Annotated in this window: 11 protein-coding genes and 2 pseudogenes; 7 read left to right on the forward strand and 6 right to left on the reverse strand. The window is 44.2% G+C overall.

The window, feature by feature from the left end:
* Window positions 1-221 precede the first annotated feature (221 nt).
* The 7 genes from VZ94_RS12585 to VZ94_RS23025 all read left to right on the forward strand — a co-directional run bounded on the left by VZ94_RS12585 (window position 222) and on the right by VZ94_RS23025 (window position 11,189).
* Window positions 222-923, forward strand: coding sequence for a response regulator (locus VZ94_RS12585; protein ID WP_045779496.1), 702 nt, complete (start codon window positions 222-224; stop codon window positions 921-923).
* Between the two features lie 143 nt (window positions 924-1,066).
* Complete coding sequence (locus VZ94_RS12590; RefSeq protein ID WP_052700504.1) at window positions 1,067-3,391, forward strand: TonB-dependent receptor; 2,325 nt, start codon at window positions 1,067-1,069, stop codon at window positions 3,389-3,391.
* Window positions 3,392-3,401: 10 nt separating this feature from the next.
* Window positions 3,402-3,701: a TonB-dependent receptor gene (locus tag VZ94_RS30755; RefSeq protein ID WP_131655552.1), complete on the forward strand. Its 300-nt coding sequence runs from the start codon at window positions 3,402-3,404 to the stop codon at window positions 3,699-3,701.
* Between the two features lie 67 nt (window positions 3,702-3,768).
* Window positions 3,769-6,891: an ATP-binding protein gene (locus VZ94_RS23010; protein ID WP_052700506.1), complete on the forward strand. Its 3,123-nt coding sequence runs from the start codon at window positions 3,769-3,771 to the stop codon at window positions 6,889-6,891.
* A complete protein-coding gene (locus VZ94_RS23015) occupies window positions 6,875-7,507 on the forward strand; it encodes a response regulator (protein WP_052700507.1) in 633 nt (210 codons plus the stop codon). The genes VZ94_RS23010 and VZ94_RS23015 overlap by 17 nt, the downstream gene beginning before the upstream one ends.
* Entirely contained in the window at window positions 7,500-10,514 is a 3,015-nt protein-coding gene (locus tag VZ94_RS23020) for a PAS domain S-box protein (protein WP_052700508.1), read from the forward strand. Before VZ94_RS23015 ends, VZ94_RS23020 begins: the two co-directional genes overlap by 8 nt.
* A gap of 48 nt (window positions 10,515-10,562) precedes the next feature.
* A complete protein-coding gene (locus VZ94_RS23025) occupies window positions 10,563-11,189 on the forward strand; it encodes an EAL domain-containing protein (RefSeq protein WP_052700509.1) in 627 nt (208 codons plus the stop codon).
* 297 nt (window positions 11,190-11,486) lie between these two features.
* Here the strand turns inward: VZ94_RS23025 and VZ94_RS12605 are convergent, their stop codons facing one another.
* The 6 genes and pseudogenes from VZ94_RS12605 to rfbC form a co-directional block, all read right to left on the reverse strand.
* On the reverse strand, window positions 11,487-13,499 hold the full coding sequence (locus tag VZ94_RS12605; protein ID WP_045779497.1) for a capsule polysaccharide biogenesis protein: 2,013 nt from the start codon (window positions 13,497-13,499) through the stop codon (window positions 11,487-11,489).
* 13 nt (window positions 13,500-13,512) lie between these two features.
* The gene (rfbA, locus tag VZ94_RS12610) at window positions 13,513-14,418 is read right to left on the reverse strand and encodes a glucose-1-phosphate thymidylyltransferase RfbA (protein WP_045779498.1); all 906 of its coding nucleotides are present in this window, start codon (window positions 14,416-14,418) and stop codon (window positions 13,513-13,515) included.
* Between the two features lie 9 nt (window positions 14,419-14,427).
* Window positions 14,428-14,622, reverse strand: a complete 195-nt coding sequence (locus VZ94_RS32135; RefSeq protein WP_338040393.1) for a sugar nucleotide-binding protein — start codon at window positions 14,620-14,622, stop codon at window positions 14,428-14,430.
* Window positions 14,600-15,322 (reverse strand): dTDP-4-dehydrorhamnose reductase, encoded by a 723-nt coding sequence (rfbD, locus tag VZ94_RS12615; protein WP_338040394.1) that lies wholly within the window; start codon window positions 15,320-15,322, stop codon window positions 14,600-14,602. Before rfbD ends, VZ94_RS32135 begins: the two co-directional genes overlap by 23 nt.
* Window positions 15,322-16,398, reverse strand: a pseudogene (gene rfbB / locus VZ94_RS12620) (dTDP-glucose 4,6-dehydratase). Before rfbB ends, rfbD begins: the two are co-directional and overlap by 1 nt.
* 10 nt (window positions 16,399-16,408) lie before the next feature.
* A pseudogene (gene rfbC, locus VZ94_RS12625) lies at window positions 16,409-16,960 on the reverse strand (dTDP-4-dehydrorhamnose 3,5-epimerase).
* Window positions 16,961-17,104: the final 144 nt, after the last annotated feature.

Consider the following 17,104-nt stretch of genomic DNA (forward strand, 5'->3'; position numbering starts at 1 on the left):
ACGCCGTAAATACATCCCTGTAGGCTTGGTGGCAGCATCCATGCAGCCAACACCTGGAACCACAAGGATGTGGTGAATGCAGAAAACGCACGACTGCAGGACGCAGGAGGTAGAGCAATGCAGGAGCTATTGCCGAGGAGCAGTTTTCTGCCACCCTAAATACCCTGTCCCAACTAGAGTGAGTAGCCATTTATCAAATAAGTTTTAATGCTGAAATGTTTATGAGCAACAACAAAATTAACGTATTACTCGTCGATGACCACGCGATTGTCAGAGCGGGTTTTAGATTGTTATTAGCCACCACCGACCATATTGAAGTCGCCGGTGAAGCTGAACGTGGCGAAAGTGCTTGCCAGTTATACCAAAAGCTGTCACCGGATGTCGTTGTGTTAGATTTGTCCATGCCAGGTATCGGTGGCTTAGAGACCTTAAGAAGATTAATAAGCCGAGATGCCAACGCTAAAGTCTTAGTCTTTAGCGTACACAACGAAGCCGTGTACGTTAACCGTGCGTTAGCTGCTGGCGCGAAAGGCTATATCAGTAAAAGCAGTGCGCCCGATATTTTAGTGTCAGCAATACAAGCTATCGCTAAAGGTGGCGCTTATGTTGAACAAGGCTTGTTAGCGACAGCACAACAACTGCCTGCCGATGGCTACAAATCCCTATTAGCTCAACTAAGTCCACGCGAGTTTGATATTTTTCTGTTATTAGCCAAAGGCTTAACCACACAAAAAATCGCTGCTGAACTCTGTTTAGGGTATAAAACCGTCGCCAATTACGCCACCCAAATAAAATCCAAATTACATGTTGCAAGTTTTGCAGAATTAACGCATATTGCTATTTCAACCGGCTTAATAAAAAAGTTCTCAAGCGGACTAATTACGCTAACTGCGTATAACGGTTTTAATAGCCTCAAGTGCTGATTCGCTTAGGAAAGCTCTTGCTAATGATACTAATTTAGTGCTTTTAGTTAAGCGGCTGTTAGCCATTGTTAACGCCACTCACCCCAAAAAACTAAGTTAATAAGAATAATTATCAATCAACAGGTGCACCATGAGAGGATATTATGAAACCAACCCAACAAAGCATTATTTTCACACTCTTGTTTGCAGTTGTTGTCGATAGTTACAGCGCTGACAAACCGCCCGCCGAAAGCATTAATCCGGACAGCAACCTGCCCGAATTCGACACGGTATTTATTTTAGGCAATCGTATTAGCTTAGAAAATGCCTTGATGATTAAGCAAGAACATATAGAAATCGTCGATTCTGTCACCGCTAACACGATTAACAAATTACCCGATTACAACGTCAGCGATGCGATACAACGCATTACCGGCGTGCAAATAACCCGAGACCGAGGCGAAGGCTCGGTGATTCAAATCCGAGGCTTAACCCAAGTAGAAACCTTGTTTAATGGTCGGGAAATGTTTACCGCTGGCAATGGCCGTAATTTAGATTATGCCGATATACCAGCCGAATTATTAGCCGGTATCGATGTATACAAAACAGCTACCCCGGACTTAATCGAAGGTGGTGTCGGCGGTACGGTAAATTTACGCAGCCATAGACCGTTTGATTTTGCTGGACGCGAAATCGTCGTTAATGTCAGAGGCGCACATGCGGATTTAGCCAATGCCGCTGAACCTCAAGTTTCAGGCTTGTTAAGCGATTACTGGCAATCCGAGCGTTTTGGCAAAATCGGCGCACTCGTCAACGTGGTCTATCAGCGCCGTGCCTTCCGCGAAGATCAAGCCAGTGCTGCTAACCCGGTGGGGCGTAACGATTTAATCGCAGGACAAACCGTGTATGCACCGAACGGCTCATCAGAAACCTTAAGCCAGGGAACACGTGTGCGCAGTTCTGGCAACATCGTCTTGCAATGGCAACCTAATGACCACTGGGATTTATACGCCGAAGCCAATTACACCGAATTTAAAACGACACAAGATTCTTATCAACTCAATTTATTCCCCCTCAGTGAAAGCAATGCGCTAAGCTCAGGCTTACCTGCGTTTAGCGCTGGCTCGGCCAAGGTATTTCCCGGCAGCCAAAATCTACAGTCTATTGATTGGTTAAACGCAAGCGCCTCACAACTAAGCTTTGCACGTGATACCGTTGATAGAACCAAACAAGGCGCGATAGGCGGCAGTTGGCAAAACCATAAATTTAAACTGAGTAGCGACTTAAGCTATACCGACAGCGAAAACGACTTATTTTTTTCCGGTCCGGTCATGAGCGCTAGCGGGGTTAATTTCAGTCAAAACCTATCCGGCACTGTGCCTAGCTCTATAGCAACCAATAACGTGTTACAAGACCCAAATGCGCTTAAGTTCAGCAACTTAGCTCTACGCACCCGACCTTTTGCCGGCACACTGGCCGCCGGACGCGTTGATGGCGAACTATTTTTTAATCATGGCCTGGTTAAAGCCATTTCCGCCGGTATGCGCTATGCCCACCGTGACGCGAATAACGAGCCCGGCTTAATTATCGCCGATACCGCTATCGCTGGTTTATCAGCAGCTAGCCTACCCGGCCAAAGCCAGCTCAATCCGTATCGAGACTTTTTTGACGGGCAAGGTGCGCACAGTCAAGACTATTTAATTGGTAAACTTGATAATGCACGTGATATTGCCGCAATTCGCAAAATATTCGGCATCACTTCAAACATTCCAGGCAGCAATCCATTAGGGACGTGGCAAATTGAGGAAGACACGTATAACGGTTATTTATCTGCCAAACTAGACGGCGTGTTTTTTCCCATCGATGGTATTATTGGGCTTAGAATCGCCAGCACCGAACAATCGCTAAATGGCTATCAAATTCAAACTGTTAACAACACCGTGACACCGTTTAACGTCAACAGCGATTATATAGACTTACTGCCTAGCGCTAATTTTCGCTATTTATTCAGTGATGCCTGGCACTTCCGGCTAGGTGCGTCAAGAACCTTAACCCGCCCCGATTTTAACCAACTATCGCCGTCGCTGACGCTAACCGCGAATACTATTAATCCCGCACAAAATTTTGGCGTTGCCGGTAACCCGTGGTTAGCCCCGATACGTTCTACCAATGTCGATGGCGCAATAGATTGGTATCCCAATAAAGCAACCGCTTTAAGTGTGGCTGGCTTTTGGAAATCGGTAGACGGTTTTGTCGCCAACACAGCCAACCCAGAAACCTATTTTGGTCAAACGTATTTAGTCACCCGACCTTACAATAGCAATACTGCGACGCTGCAAGGCTTTGAATTCAATTACCAACAGTTTTACGATTTTCTACCTGGCGCATTTAAAGGTTTAGGTCTGCAAGCTAATTACACCTTTATCGATAGCGAAACGTTTTATTTCTGCTTTAGGCCAACCAGGGCCGCTGCAAAACTTATCGCGTAATAGCTTTAACTTGATTGGTATGTATGATTATCAAAACTGGTCATTACGAGTAGCGTATAACTGGCGCGATAAATTCTTAAGTGGCACGGCGAATATCGTCGGCATAGGCGTTTTACCGTTGTACACCGAAGCCTATGACTGGTTAGACGCTTCGCTAATCTACAAAGTCAATTCACATCTATCATTATCGATAGAGGGTTTAAATATTTTAGACACCGTGCGTAAATCGTATTACGAAACGCCCGAACGCCCACAAAACGTTTTGTTAAACGATACCCAGGTCATAGGTTCAATCACGCTTAGATATTAACAAAATAATGCTCACGGTCATGCTTACGGTTTTTATAGTCATTAGTAGGGTACGCATTGCGTACCTTATGCCTTCGCTTTTAGCCCCCTCTTATAAAGGCACACAGAGCGCACCCTACAAGAAAGCCGAAAGTGACCGCTTAATTTATATAGCCATCATAGCGTTAATTTTTGGTTACTTATGGGGGCTTAATGTTAGCGCGAATCCTCAAGGATTAGACGCAAACGATTATATTAATAAGATTAACGCAACCCGCATTCTGGCAGAAAACAACATTCAAGCAGCGCATGAACAAGCATTAGACTTACAAAAATCGACCGAAGGCTTATTAAATCCAGTACAGCAAGCCAAATTGCTTAATTTATTGGCCCGTATAGAAATTTATCTGGCTGATATTGAGCAAGGCGTTCGCTATGCCGAAACAGCACTAGCGTTAGCAGAGGCCAACAACGACAAAGCCGGTCAATTAGAGGCCAATTTAAACTTTGCGTTAACAACCATTAACCAAGGCAAAATCAACGAACTAAAGCAAGTCACTGAGCGCTGTATGGTGTTATTAGAAGAGGTTAAGCAACCCGATTTAGTCAGTGAAGCGATGTTACGCATCGGCACGATGTATAAGCGACTAGGTAAATTTGATGATTCTGTCACAATGGCCATGCGCGCGATGGAAATGGTCAAAAACTCTGATAATAGCTTTGCCCTGACTTATGCATATCATGGCCTAGCCGTTGCTTATGAGCAAAGCCAACAATACCAAAACGCCATAGAGCTATATGCCAAAATGCAAGAGACCGCGCAAAAAATACCGTCAAAAAACTTAGAAGCGTATGCATTGATTGGTATTAGTAAAAATACCGCTGATTTAGGTGACGCCAAAAAAGGATATGCCTTTCTCCAACAAGTATTAGATTTACAACGCGAGCTAGGCTCCCCGCATCATTATGTAATTGGTTTAGCCGCACTTGCCGAAAATTTTGGCAGGCAACAGCAATACCAAGAAGCGCTGAAGGTGCAAAACGAAATCATAGACATTTACTCGAAATACCCCCATCCCATCGGTTTATGGTTTACCTATTATGGGCGCAGTGCTAATTATATTGCCTTAAACAACTTAACGGCCGCCGAAGCCGATGCTAATGAAGTCTATAAACTAGCTAAAGAGATTAACTTTACATCTTACATCAGCTTAGCGGTTAAACGCTTAGCCCAATTAGCACAAGCTAAAGGCGATTTTAAGCAAGCCGCACATTACTTAAACAAAGCTATTGAAGCCGACGAACAAAGCGCTAGAGAGAAAAGCGGGCAACGCCTGTTGGAATTAGCGGAACGCTTTCAATCTGAAAGCAAACAACGCGAAATCGACGCTTTAACTGAACGCAATCGACAACAAGCCTTTGAAATTAAACAGCGGCAACTGCAACAAAATTTATTGCTAGTGGTGTTTATTGGCATTTCGGTACTATTACTCAGCACCAGCTATTTTTTTCTGCGCTTAGGTAAATCCCATAAACGACTTAATGAGGTTTACCGAGACTTACAACATTCGCAAACCGAGCTACGTCAACAATCGGCGTTACTACGTTCAATTCTCGATAACATGGGCGATGGCGTCGTTGTCGCAAATCAATCGGGCTCGCTGATGATGATAAACCCAGCCGCTGAAAAAATGCTACAAACGAGTATTACTGATGGCACTATCAGCGTTAACGATAGTGCCGCCAATTATTACTTAGCGGATATGTTAACACCTTATGCCGTTGATGATTTACCGTTAACCCGGGCGATTCAAGGACAATCATGTTATGGCGAAGAAATCTATTTAGTTTGCAAAGATACCAGCCACGGAAAATGGCTAAACGTCACCGCGCGCCCATTAATCGATAAAGACGGTGCCACTATCGGCGGCGTAGAGGTATTTTCCGACATTACCCAACGCAAACGGGCAGAGCAAGAAATTCGCGAGTTAAATACCAGCTTAGAACAACGTATTCAAGAACGCACCTTAGAATTAAGACAACAAGCGCGTTATATGCGCACGTTAATAGATATGTTGCCATTATGGGCATGGTTTAAAGACACTCGTAACCGCTACTTAATTGCCAACCAAACCTATGTTGAAGCGTTAGGCCACAATATTTTTTCTATTATTGGTAAATCGGATACCGAGTTATGGCCTAATGCCATCGCGGCTGACAACCTTCGCGATGAACTTGAAATTATGCAAACACGTGCGCGTATCAACCGCGAGCAATACTTACCCAATATTAACGGTGGTCGTTGGTTTGAAACCTATAAAGCCGCGATTATTGATTTAGATGGCGAAGTGATAGGTACGGTAGGCGTAGCGCGTGATATTAACTTACAAAAAGCTTCAGAAGCTGCCAAAGAACAAGCGTTAGTCGAAGCCAAACGTTTAGCACAAATGCGTAGCGATTTTTTAGCGCAAATGAGTCATGAGCTACGCACACCGTTAAATGGGATTTTAGGTTATGCTCAAATTCTCATCCAAGACCAGAGCTTAAATCCACGCCAACACGCTTATGTCAACGTCATTTACCAAAGCGGTGAACATTTGCTGACGTTAATCAGCGATATCCTAGATTATTCTAAGATTGAAGCGGGCAAGCTTGAGCTTATCCTGGTACCGTTACAACTAGAAAAGTTCCTGCGTATTATTGCTAGCATTATTCGCTTACGGGCAGAAGATAAAGGACTATTATTTACGCTAGAACTCGCAGACAATCTACCGAAAACCATCCTCAGCGATGATAAAAGGTTACGCCAAGTGCTGTTAAATTTATTAGCTAATGCCGTTAAGTTTACCGACACCGGTAACGTTACTTTACGTGTAAGCTGTACATCCGAACATCTTTTACGTTTTGAAGTGCAAGACACCGGCATTGGCATTGCTGACAACCAACTCGACATTATTTTTCAACCCTTTGAACAATCCGGCGAAAAATTACGCCATGCAGGAGGAACAGGCCTAGGGCTTGCAATTAGCCAGCACTTAGTCAAAAAAATGGGTAGTAAAATCCTAGTGAAAAGTGAGCTAAATCAGGGTAGCTTATTTTGGTTTGATATAGCATTTGAAGAAACGAATATTAATTTCAACACTGAAGCCAAATCCCTAGGCAAAATTATCGGCTATAAAGGCCCGCGCAAAAAAAGTGCTTATCGTCGATGATATTAGCGAAAACCGTTCCGTACTCGTTGATTTCATGACTAATTTAGGCTTTGAAACAACAGAGGCCGTGAATGGACGCGAGGCGATAACGGTCGCAGAACAAGTGATACCCGACTTTATCATTATGGATATTGTCATGCCCGCATTAAACGGGCTCGATGCTTGTAGGCAGTTACGCCAAAATCCTCTGTTTAAAACGACTCCCATCATCGGCATATCGGCTAGCACTGCCCCCGAACAAGCTAAAGAAAGTCGTAGCGCTGGCATGGATGCGTTTATCAGCAAACCCGTAGATTTCAACGAATTTTTAGCCTGTGTGCATGATTTAGTGCTGTTGGATTGGATTTATGGCACTAACCACATTGAAGCGCGTGCTGGTTCTAAACTCAATGGCACAGTTATCAAACCGCCTCACGAACAACTCGCCGAACTTCAGCACTTAGCTAAGTTAGGCAATATGCGTGAAATTGCCCAATGGGCGACAGCTTTAGCCGAAACAACCCCTGAATACCAAGACTTTGCCGATTATTTGCAACACCTATGTAAAACCTTCCAATCCAAAGCGATTATGAAGTTAGTTGACGACTCTTTACCTAGTAGCCATCATCATGACTGAAACAACTCCTGCGCAAACAATTTTAATTGTTGACGATACTCCGGCTAATCTAGGTTTAATTATGGAAATCCTAGAGCGCCGTAAATTTAACATTTTGATTGCCCAAGACGGAGAAGAAGGGCTAGAGCGGGCGAGCTTTGCCCAACCGGATTTAATTCTGCTCGATGTGATGATGCCAGGTATGAACGGCTTTGAAGTCTGTCGGCGCTTGAAACAACTTCCGGAAACCCAGCATATACCGGTCATTTTTATGACCTCGCTAACCGATAGTGAAAATAAAATGTCAGGATTTGACGCCGGTGCCGTGGATTATGTCACCAAGCCGCTGCGTATAGACGAAGTCTTGGCTAGAATTGGCATTCATTTAAAGCTACAAGCGATGCAAAATCAGCTCACGGAGCAAAACAACCAATTGCAACGTTACCAAAAAGATTTAGAACAACTCGTACAAGAGCGCACCGCCGAATTAAAACAGGCAAACCACATTTTAAAAACGGAAATCATTGAACGAAAACAAGCGCAAGAACGCTTAATTTTAATCGACTTTGCACTCAACCACGTCCATGAAGCTGCCTATTTAATCGATGTCCAAGGCAATATCGTTTATGCGAATGACCAATGTTGTCAGATTTTAGGCTTAACGCGTGATGAATTACTCAGCAAAGCGATTGACAAACTGGGGCATGGTTTCCCATTAAGTAATTTTCGCACTATCTGGTCAGAGCTGATTTGCTCCGAGTATTTAACGTTTGAAGCTACATTTTCCAATACGAATCAACACACATTAGACCTAGAGGTTATCGCCAAATACTTTGTTTTCGAGCATAGCGAATATGTACTGGCTCTCGCGCGCGACATTACCGAACGCAAAAAAAACCAACGTCAGCTACAACTATTAAATTACGCATTAAATCATGTGTCAGAAACTATTTTCTTACTTGGTGCTGATTCGGCAAGATTTCTCTATGCAAATAAAACAGCCTCCGAGGCCTTAGGCTATAGCCAAGCACAATGGCTAAACCAGTTAGATTTATTCGCTATCGATAAACACCTAACCCCTGCGCAATGGTCTGAACATTGGCATCATCTACAAAATGACCGGCGTATTATTTTTGAATCCGAATACACCACGCAAACTAACCAGAGTTTTCCGGTTGAAGTTACTGCATGCTATTTTGAATACGACGACAAACCGTATTCGCTATGTATTACGCGCGACATTTCCGAGCGCAAACGCGTACTTAGCTTATTACATAACCGCGAACAAGAGTTTCGCACCTTGATTGAGCATTCACCCGATATTGTCGCAAGGCTAAATCCAGCGCTTCAGTACACTTATGTCAATCCTGCATTGCTAAACACCTTCCGGTTAACACCCACCGATATACTGCAACACCACCCGCTCGATGTTTTACCCAATCACGGCTTCTCTCAACAATTTGTGCACGCTTTAAACAGCGTGGCTGAATACCAGGAAGAGCATTCCTGCGAACTGTTGGTCAATCCAGGTCATTACAATCACCCAAAAACCTATTTATTCCGCTTTGTCCCTGAATATAACCAAACCGGTGACTTTGAATCCATCTTAGCCATAGGCCGAGATATTTCAGCACTGAAAGAAACTGAACGCAAACTACTGACGTTAACTGAAAATATACCTGATATTGTCGCGCGATTAGACCAAGAAGGCCGTTATGTCTATTTAAATTCAGCAATAGAAAAAGTGTTTGGCATCCCTGCACAAAACTACTTAGGCAAAACCTTTGGCACGACCATCAAGCAAAGTATTAAGCCAGTAGCTGTTGAAGATGTCGCTCATGTTAGAAACTTACTCACCAGCGTGATTTGCACCGGAACACCTATCAGTACCGAATTTGTTTGGCGTACAGCAGAACAACATTACATTTTTGAATTTCGCTTTATCCCTGAATTTGATGCACTAGGCGTAACTACCAGCGTGTTAGCCATTGCCCGCGATATTACCGAACGCAAACATGCAGAAGAAGAACAACGCTTAACAGCAAGCGTGTTTGCCAATACCTCAGAAGGTATTGTTGTCACCGATAAAGACATGAAAATCCTTTATATCAATAAAGCATTTAGTCATATTACTGGTTTTACATCTGAAGAATTAATAGGTCAACCGTCAGATTTGTTTAATATCGAACCCACATTATTAAGCAAAATCAACAAAAACTTAAAAAAGAAAGGCCATTGGAGTGGTGAGATATGGAATCAACGCAAATCAGGCGAAAAGTACCCGCAGCGAGTAACGATTTCAACGGTTTACACTGAACAAGGCAAAATTGCCAATTATGTCAGCATTGTTTCCGACATCACTGAATTAAAAAAACAAGAGCAACAATTAGAAACACTGGCCTATTATGACGCATTAACCGGCGTCGCTAATCGCGTGTTACTTAACGAAAAAATGCATGACGCTATAGAAGATGCGCAGCGCGAGGGGCTTTATGTCGCTGTTGCTTACTTTGATTTAGACGCGTTCAAGCCGGTAAACGACACGTTTGGTCATCAATCCGGCGACCACATTTTAATCGAAGTGACTAAACGCGTTAGTCAAGAATTACGCGCAGGTGATACGCTGGCTCGCTTAGGCGGTGATGAGTTTGTTTTATTATTACCTGGGCTTAAACAAGACACGAATTTTGAAAACTTGCTAACTCGTTTATTAGAAGCGATTTCTGCGCCTATCTGGCTAGACAATCAAATGGTGACACTCACGGCTAGTTTTGGTGTCACCGTTTACCCCACCGATGATGCCGACCCGGACACCTTATTACGTCATGCCGATCAGGCGATGTATCAAGCCAAACAATTGGGTAAAAATCGTATACAGCTCTATGATACCGAGTTAGATAAACAAATCTGTCACACCCTGAAACAACAAGACCTTATCGCTCACGCGTTACAACAAACCGAATTTGAGTTGTACTATCAGCCAAAGTCAATCTCTCAACCATGCGTGTCGTCGGCGCTGAAGCTTTAATTCGCTGGCATAAGCCCAACCAAGGCGTGATAAACCCAGCCGAATTTTTTGCCATTATTGGAAAAATCAGACCTTGCCGTTACGCTGGATCACTGGGTGATTAACAATGTGTTACAGCAAATGGCGTGTTGGCAGAGCAGCCATAACCTTATTATGCCTATTAGTATTAACTTATCGGCTCGCTCACTGACTTTTAGTAATTTCAATGAGTTACTCAAGAAAGCACTAAGCGAACATTCTAGTGTTAATCCAGAATGCTTAGAGCTCGAAATTCTGGAAAACGAAGCCTTACATGATTTAACCATATCCTCAGAAGTCATGCGCTCTTGTTTAGCATTAGGGGTTAAATTTGCGTTAGACGACTTTGGTACGGGTTACTCGTCACTGAGTTATTTACGGCATTTACCCGCACAAACGTTAAAAATTGACCAATCGTTTGTCCGTGACATGCTGCATGACGAAGAAGATGCCGCCATTGTGCAAGGTGTGATTGGTTTAGCTAACGCTTTTAAACGTGACGTCATTGCAGAAGGCGTAGAAACTAAAGAACATTGCCAACGCCTATTAAACATGGGCTGCACTACTGCACAAGGTTACTTCATCGCTAAACCAATGCCGGTCAGTGTATTCTGTGATTGGTTAACCCACTGGCATAAAGAACATCGGTGTTTATAGCTATTGCTGAGTTATGGCTCTTATTTGCCATATTCCACTATTACTCTCCCCATATTGTCCAAAATTTTCAACTTTTAGGTTAATTTGGGTACACACTTTAGACGGGACAATGCCTCACGGGACAGGGTGTTTAGAGCGCAGGTGTTGGTAGCAGGGATGCTGCCGCCAAGCCTATAGGGATGTATTCACGGAGTCCTGCACTCTGAATGCCCTGTCTCGCCTTACGTTGGTAGCCTTAATTTGTGACCAATGTATTACTTGAATCTGCGAAGTTCCTTTAGTTAATCCAGAAGGCATCTAACGACTTTTAAGCCTATTTTCTAACTTTAATATCTCACGCAATACCACCCGCCACCACGGCAACGCTTTAGGCGCCTGTTGCCGCCAAGCGATTAACTCGTCTAAAGCACGTTCCGGCGTCGTGTAATAACCTGTGGTTCGGCTGACATAAGTAGGGTACAAAATAAGCGCACCTGCCACTAATTGCTGTAACGTTAATAGCCGCTGGCGTCTTGCTATCGGTATGTTATCGCGGGTTAAGCCCCAGCCCGCATAAAACGGCTGGCCATAACACACCACAGTTTTGCCTCTTAATAGCGCCTCAAAACCAGTCAGTGACGTCAACGTATGCACTTCATCAACCTGGTTTAACAATTTTCCCATAGGCGTTGTGATAATAAGCTCGTCGCAATAACGATTAGCCAAGTCTTCTTGCTGACCTTTAGCGCGTAAACCGACCACAACATCGGGATGCGGTTTGTAAACGATATATGCCTTAGGATTAGCCTCACGCACAGCCGTTAATAACGCCATATTACTACGCAAGCCGGGTGCGCCATACGCAAGCGACGCATCGGTCTCGACTTGCCCCGGCACTAAAATAACGCTTTGCACATTGTGTTTGGGGCGTAACCAATCTTCGCCAGCCATATTGTATTTAGTGACATCATGCGCGACTAAACGCTGTATTAACTCGTCGGCACGCGCTAACAGCGTATCATCGAAGTCGGTAGTTAATAACAACTGCTCTAAATCCGATGGTTGTGTCGCATCATAATAAATGCCTTGGCAATCAATCGCCCATGACAGCGGCTGGATTAAATCCGCGCCTAACCCGACTGAGCGAATAAAACCATCTTCAATATGAATCAATGGCTGACCAGGATAACGCTCAGCCATTGATTTAGCACGATTATGCCAAACTACAAGCGCTGTTGCTGCAGGCCAATGCTGTGCGGGCTTATCAAAGCTGACGACACTGCCTTGTAAAAAACGCCGTACAATCGGTTTTTTATACCAAGAAAAGCCAAGCCCTTGCAGTTGCGCTGGAAACCGTTCACGCATCTGCCGTTGCAAGCCCATCCAGGCGATTAGGCGTTCCGGCTCACAACGCTGATGGGTTTCAGGGTCTAAATAACGCGGATAAGCGATTAAGCTTGCATGGATTAATTGCGCTAACGTTATGGGGTGTCTACTACTCTCTGGTATATCTATATCGTCGTCGGTTAAGCCCCATCCAGCATAAAAGGGCATACCAAATACTCGTACCGGTTTTTGCCATAATAAGGCTTCAAAACCGATTTGTGAGGTCACACAGTAAACCGCTTTTGCTTGTGCTATCAGTCTAACGGGATGGCTGGCATCAGCCAAAATACGAATACGCGGCTGAGTCGATAAATACGCTAAATCAAAATGACCACGTTTACGTTTTAGCAACACATCGGGATGGACTTTTAAAATAATCGTGCAATCTGGATAATCGGCTAGTGCTGCATTAAGCATAGACTGAAAACTTTCAGCACTGGCTAAGCCATGAGCAATAGATGCATCACCGGCCACTTGGTCTATCACTAACACATAAGCATTAGGTAATTCGCCAGCGTATTCCCTTGCATGGTTGTATTTTGATACGCGCGCCTGCTGCCATTGCTGTTGTAATAATAGGCTGCGCTGTTGTTGTTGCTCGGTTAAAGGTTGTTGAATGAGCTGTTCTAGTCTCGATGGATTAGCCGCATCATAATAAATCCCTATATCATCGAGTACCAATGACAGCGGCGGCGCTTGATGACCGGCTTCAACTGAACGCAGAAAACCATCTTCTAAGCGCAATAGGGGTAACTGGTGCCGCCTTGCATAAAGGGCTGCTTTTAATGCGCTAGGCTTTAAACCCCAGGCAATCACACCGTTGGTTTGTGCAGGCTGTTGGCAATGCCTAGATAGAATAACAGGGCAGCCTAACAACGTAGCTAACCCTGGAATACGAGCAACCGCAGAGGATGTGGCGATTAGCGGTTGCTCTGGATTTAACATGAGTGTTATGCAACTACCTAAACACTTTGTCGTTTAGTAACCCTAATAAATATTGACCATAACCGTTTTTAGCTAAAGGCTGCGCTAATTTTTCTAGCTGCTCAGCGTTAATATAGCCTTTACGGAACGCAATTTCCTCAGGACAAGCGACTTTTAAACCTTGTCTATGCTCTATGGTTTCAATAAAGTTACTGGCTTCGATTAAGCTTTCATGCGTACCGGTATCTAACCAGGCAAAACCTCGGCCTAAAATTTCTACCGCCAATTGCTCGCGTTGCAAATACGCTAAATTAACATCGGTAATTTCTAATTCGCCGCGCGGCGAAGGTTTAAGCTGTTCGGCAATGCTAACCACGTCATTATCGTAAAAATACAAACCGGTAACCGCATAGTTTGATTTAGGCTGTTTAGGCTTTTCCTCTAACGAAGTCGCCTGGCCTTGCTCATTAAAAGCTACCACACCGTAGCGTTCAGGGTCATGTACATGATAAGCGAAGACCGTCGCGCCGCTGTCTCGTGCATTGGCCCGCTCTAATTGCACTTGTAAGTCGTGACCATAAAAAATATTGTCACCTAACACTAACGCCGCTGGATTCGCGCCAACAAAGTCTTTACCGATGATAAACGCTTGTGCCAAACCATCTGGACTAGGTTGTACAGCATAGCGAATATCCAAACCCCAATCTTGTCCATCGCCTAGTAATTGCTCAAAACGTGGCGTATCTTGCGGCGTTGAAATAATTAAAATCTCACGAATACCGGCTAACATTAACGTGGCTAGCGGATAATAAATCATTGGCTTATCGTAAATCGGCAATAATTGCTTAGAAACGACTTTGGTAACCGGATAAAGCCGAGTGCCGGAACCGCCTGCTAGGATAATGCCCCGGCGCGATAAGCCTATTTGAGTAGTTGTCATAAGGTTCTCCTAAAGAATTTCATCCAGCATACGTGTCACACCGATTTGCCAATGCGGCAAACTTAAACCAAACGTCGTTTTAAGCTTAGTCGTATTTAGCCTAGAGTTAAGCGGACGTTGTGCAGGCGTCGGATAAGCGCTGGTTGCAATAGGCGCAACAGCATCGGCCGCAACTTTTAAACTACGACCTTTTTTGTGCGGCATAGGCTAAGACAAAACGTGCATAGTCATACCAAGTACACACGCCATCTGCCGCTAAATGATAAACACCACTGACCGATTCATTGACGATTGCTTGTCTGATGATATGCGCACAAACATCGGCTAATAACTCCGCACCAGTTGGCGCACCGAATTGGTCATTAATCACGCTAAGCGTATCGCGCTCGCCCGCAAGTCGTAACATGGTTTTAGCGAAATTATTGCCGCGCGCCGCATAAACCCAACTCGTGCGCAAAATAATATGTTTACACCCCGATTGTTGTATCAGTTGTTCGCCTTCTAACTTAGTGGCACCATAAATATTGAGTGGCGCGGTATCATCAGTCTCTAACCATGCCTGTTCACCGCTACCATTAAACACATAATCAGTGGAATAATGTACTAACCATGCACCACACGCTTCTGCTGCATCGGCCAATGCACCGCTCGCTTCGGCATTAATTAAATGCGCCAAACCTGGCTCGCTTTCAGCCTTATCAACAGCCGTATAAGCTGCCGCATTAACAATCACATCAGGCTTTATTTGCTCTATCGTTGACGCTAGGTTGTATAAATCACTTAAATCACCGCATAAACCATCAGCGCCTTGTCGGTCTAACGCGAGTACTTCACCTAACGGCAACAAGGCGCGTTGCAGCTCMCAACCCACTTGCCCATTTTTACCCAATAATAAAATTTTCATTAACTACGTCCTGCATAGTTAGTCGCCAACCAATCGCGATAAGCGCCTGATTGTACGTTTTCTATCCAAGCTGTATTGTCTAAATACCATTGCACAGTTTTACGAATACCGGTGCTAAAGGTTTCTGCCGGTTTCCAGCCTAATTCGCGTTTCAATTTTGCTCGCGTCAATTGCATAACGACGGTCATGACCTGGCCTATCGGTAACGAAAGTAATTTGCTCTTGATAAGACAAGCCATCGCTACGTGGGCAGGCTTCGTCTAATAAACGGCAAATCGTGCGCACAATGTCTAAATTAGCCATTTCATTCCAACCGCCAATATTGTAAGTCTCGCCAACTTGACCGGCCGCTAACACCCGACGAATACCGCTGCAATGGTCGCTCACATAAAGCCAATCGCGAATTTGTTGACCATCACCGTAAACAGGTAGGTTTTTCCCTGCCAAAGCATTAACAATCATTAATGGAATCAATTTTTTCTGGAAATTGATAAGGCCCATAATTATTCGAGCAATTGGTCGTAATAACCGGTAAGCCATAAGTATGATGATAGGCACGTACTAAATGGTCGCTAGACGCTTTACTAGCAGAATAAGGACTATTCGGTTCGTAACGATTGGTTTCTTTAAAGGCAGGGTCGTCTTTTTTTCAGCGAGCCATACACTTCATCGGTAGACACATGTAAAAAACGGAATGCGGCTTTATCATCATCAGCTAAACCTAGCCAATACTGGCGCGCGCACTCTAACAATCTAAACGTACCCACAATATTGGTTTGAATAAAATCTTCTGGGCTATGGATAGAACGGTCTACATGCGATTCGGCAGCAAAGTTAACCACGGCACAAGGTTGATGGGTTGCTAACAATTCTTGTAATAATGCGCTATCAGTAATACTACCTTTAACAAAAATATGCCGTGCATCGTTACTCAGCGATGCTAGGTTTTCCATATTACCGGCATACGTTAAGCAGTCTAGGTTAATCACGGTGGCATCGGACTGTGCTAACCAATCAATCACAAAATTAGCACCGATAAAACCAGCTCCGCCGGTCACAAGTATTGAGTTTTTCATAAGCAGACTTTTAGTAATGAGGTAATGAGTCAGGAGCGAAATCAGCCAGCTTTTTGCCTAATGCATCTTTCGCAGATAATTCTGGGTCTTGTACTGGCCAGGGGATGTTTAAGTCAGAATCGTTCCATATTACCGAACCTTCCCCAGTCGGATTGTATACATCAGTACATTTATAGGCAAACATCGCAGTTTCTGATGTCACACAAAAGCCATGCGCAAAGCCTGCTGGCACAAAAAAATTGTTTTTTATTTTCCGCCGACAAAATCACGCTAGTCCATTGACCAAAAACGTCGGTGAACCTACGCGTATATCGACAGCAACATCAAACACTTCGCCTTGTAAGACATACACTAATTTGCCTTGAGGGTTAATGCTTTGAAAGTGTAAACCTCTTAGCACACCTTTACGGGAAAAGGATAAATTATCTTGCACAAAGCACTCGCCGGTAATGGGCGCATAACGTTGTTGATTCCACGTTTCCATAAAAAAACCGCGTTCATCACCAAACACTTTAGGTTCTATGATAACTACGCCGGGTAAATCGGTTTGCTGAATTTGCATGAGGCTTCCTCAATCCTGTCACTTTGTTCATTGTGGCTACCAACATAAGGCGGGACAGGGTATTTAGGGGGCAGGTGTTGGCAGCAGGGATGCTGCCATCAAGCCTACAGGGACGTATTTACGGCGTCCTGCACCCTGAATACC

This window comes from Methylocucumis oryzae, assembly GCF_000963695.1.
Lineage (GTDB): Bacteria > Pseudomonadota > Gammaproteobacteria > Methylococcales > Methylomonadaceae > Methylovulum > Methylovulum oryzae.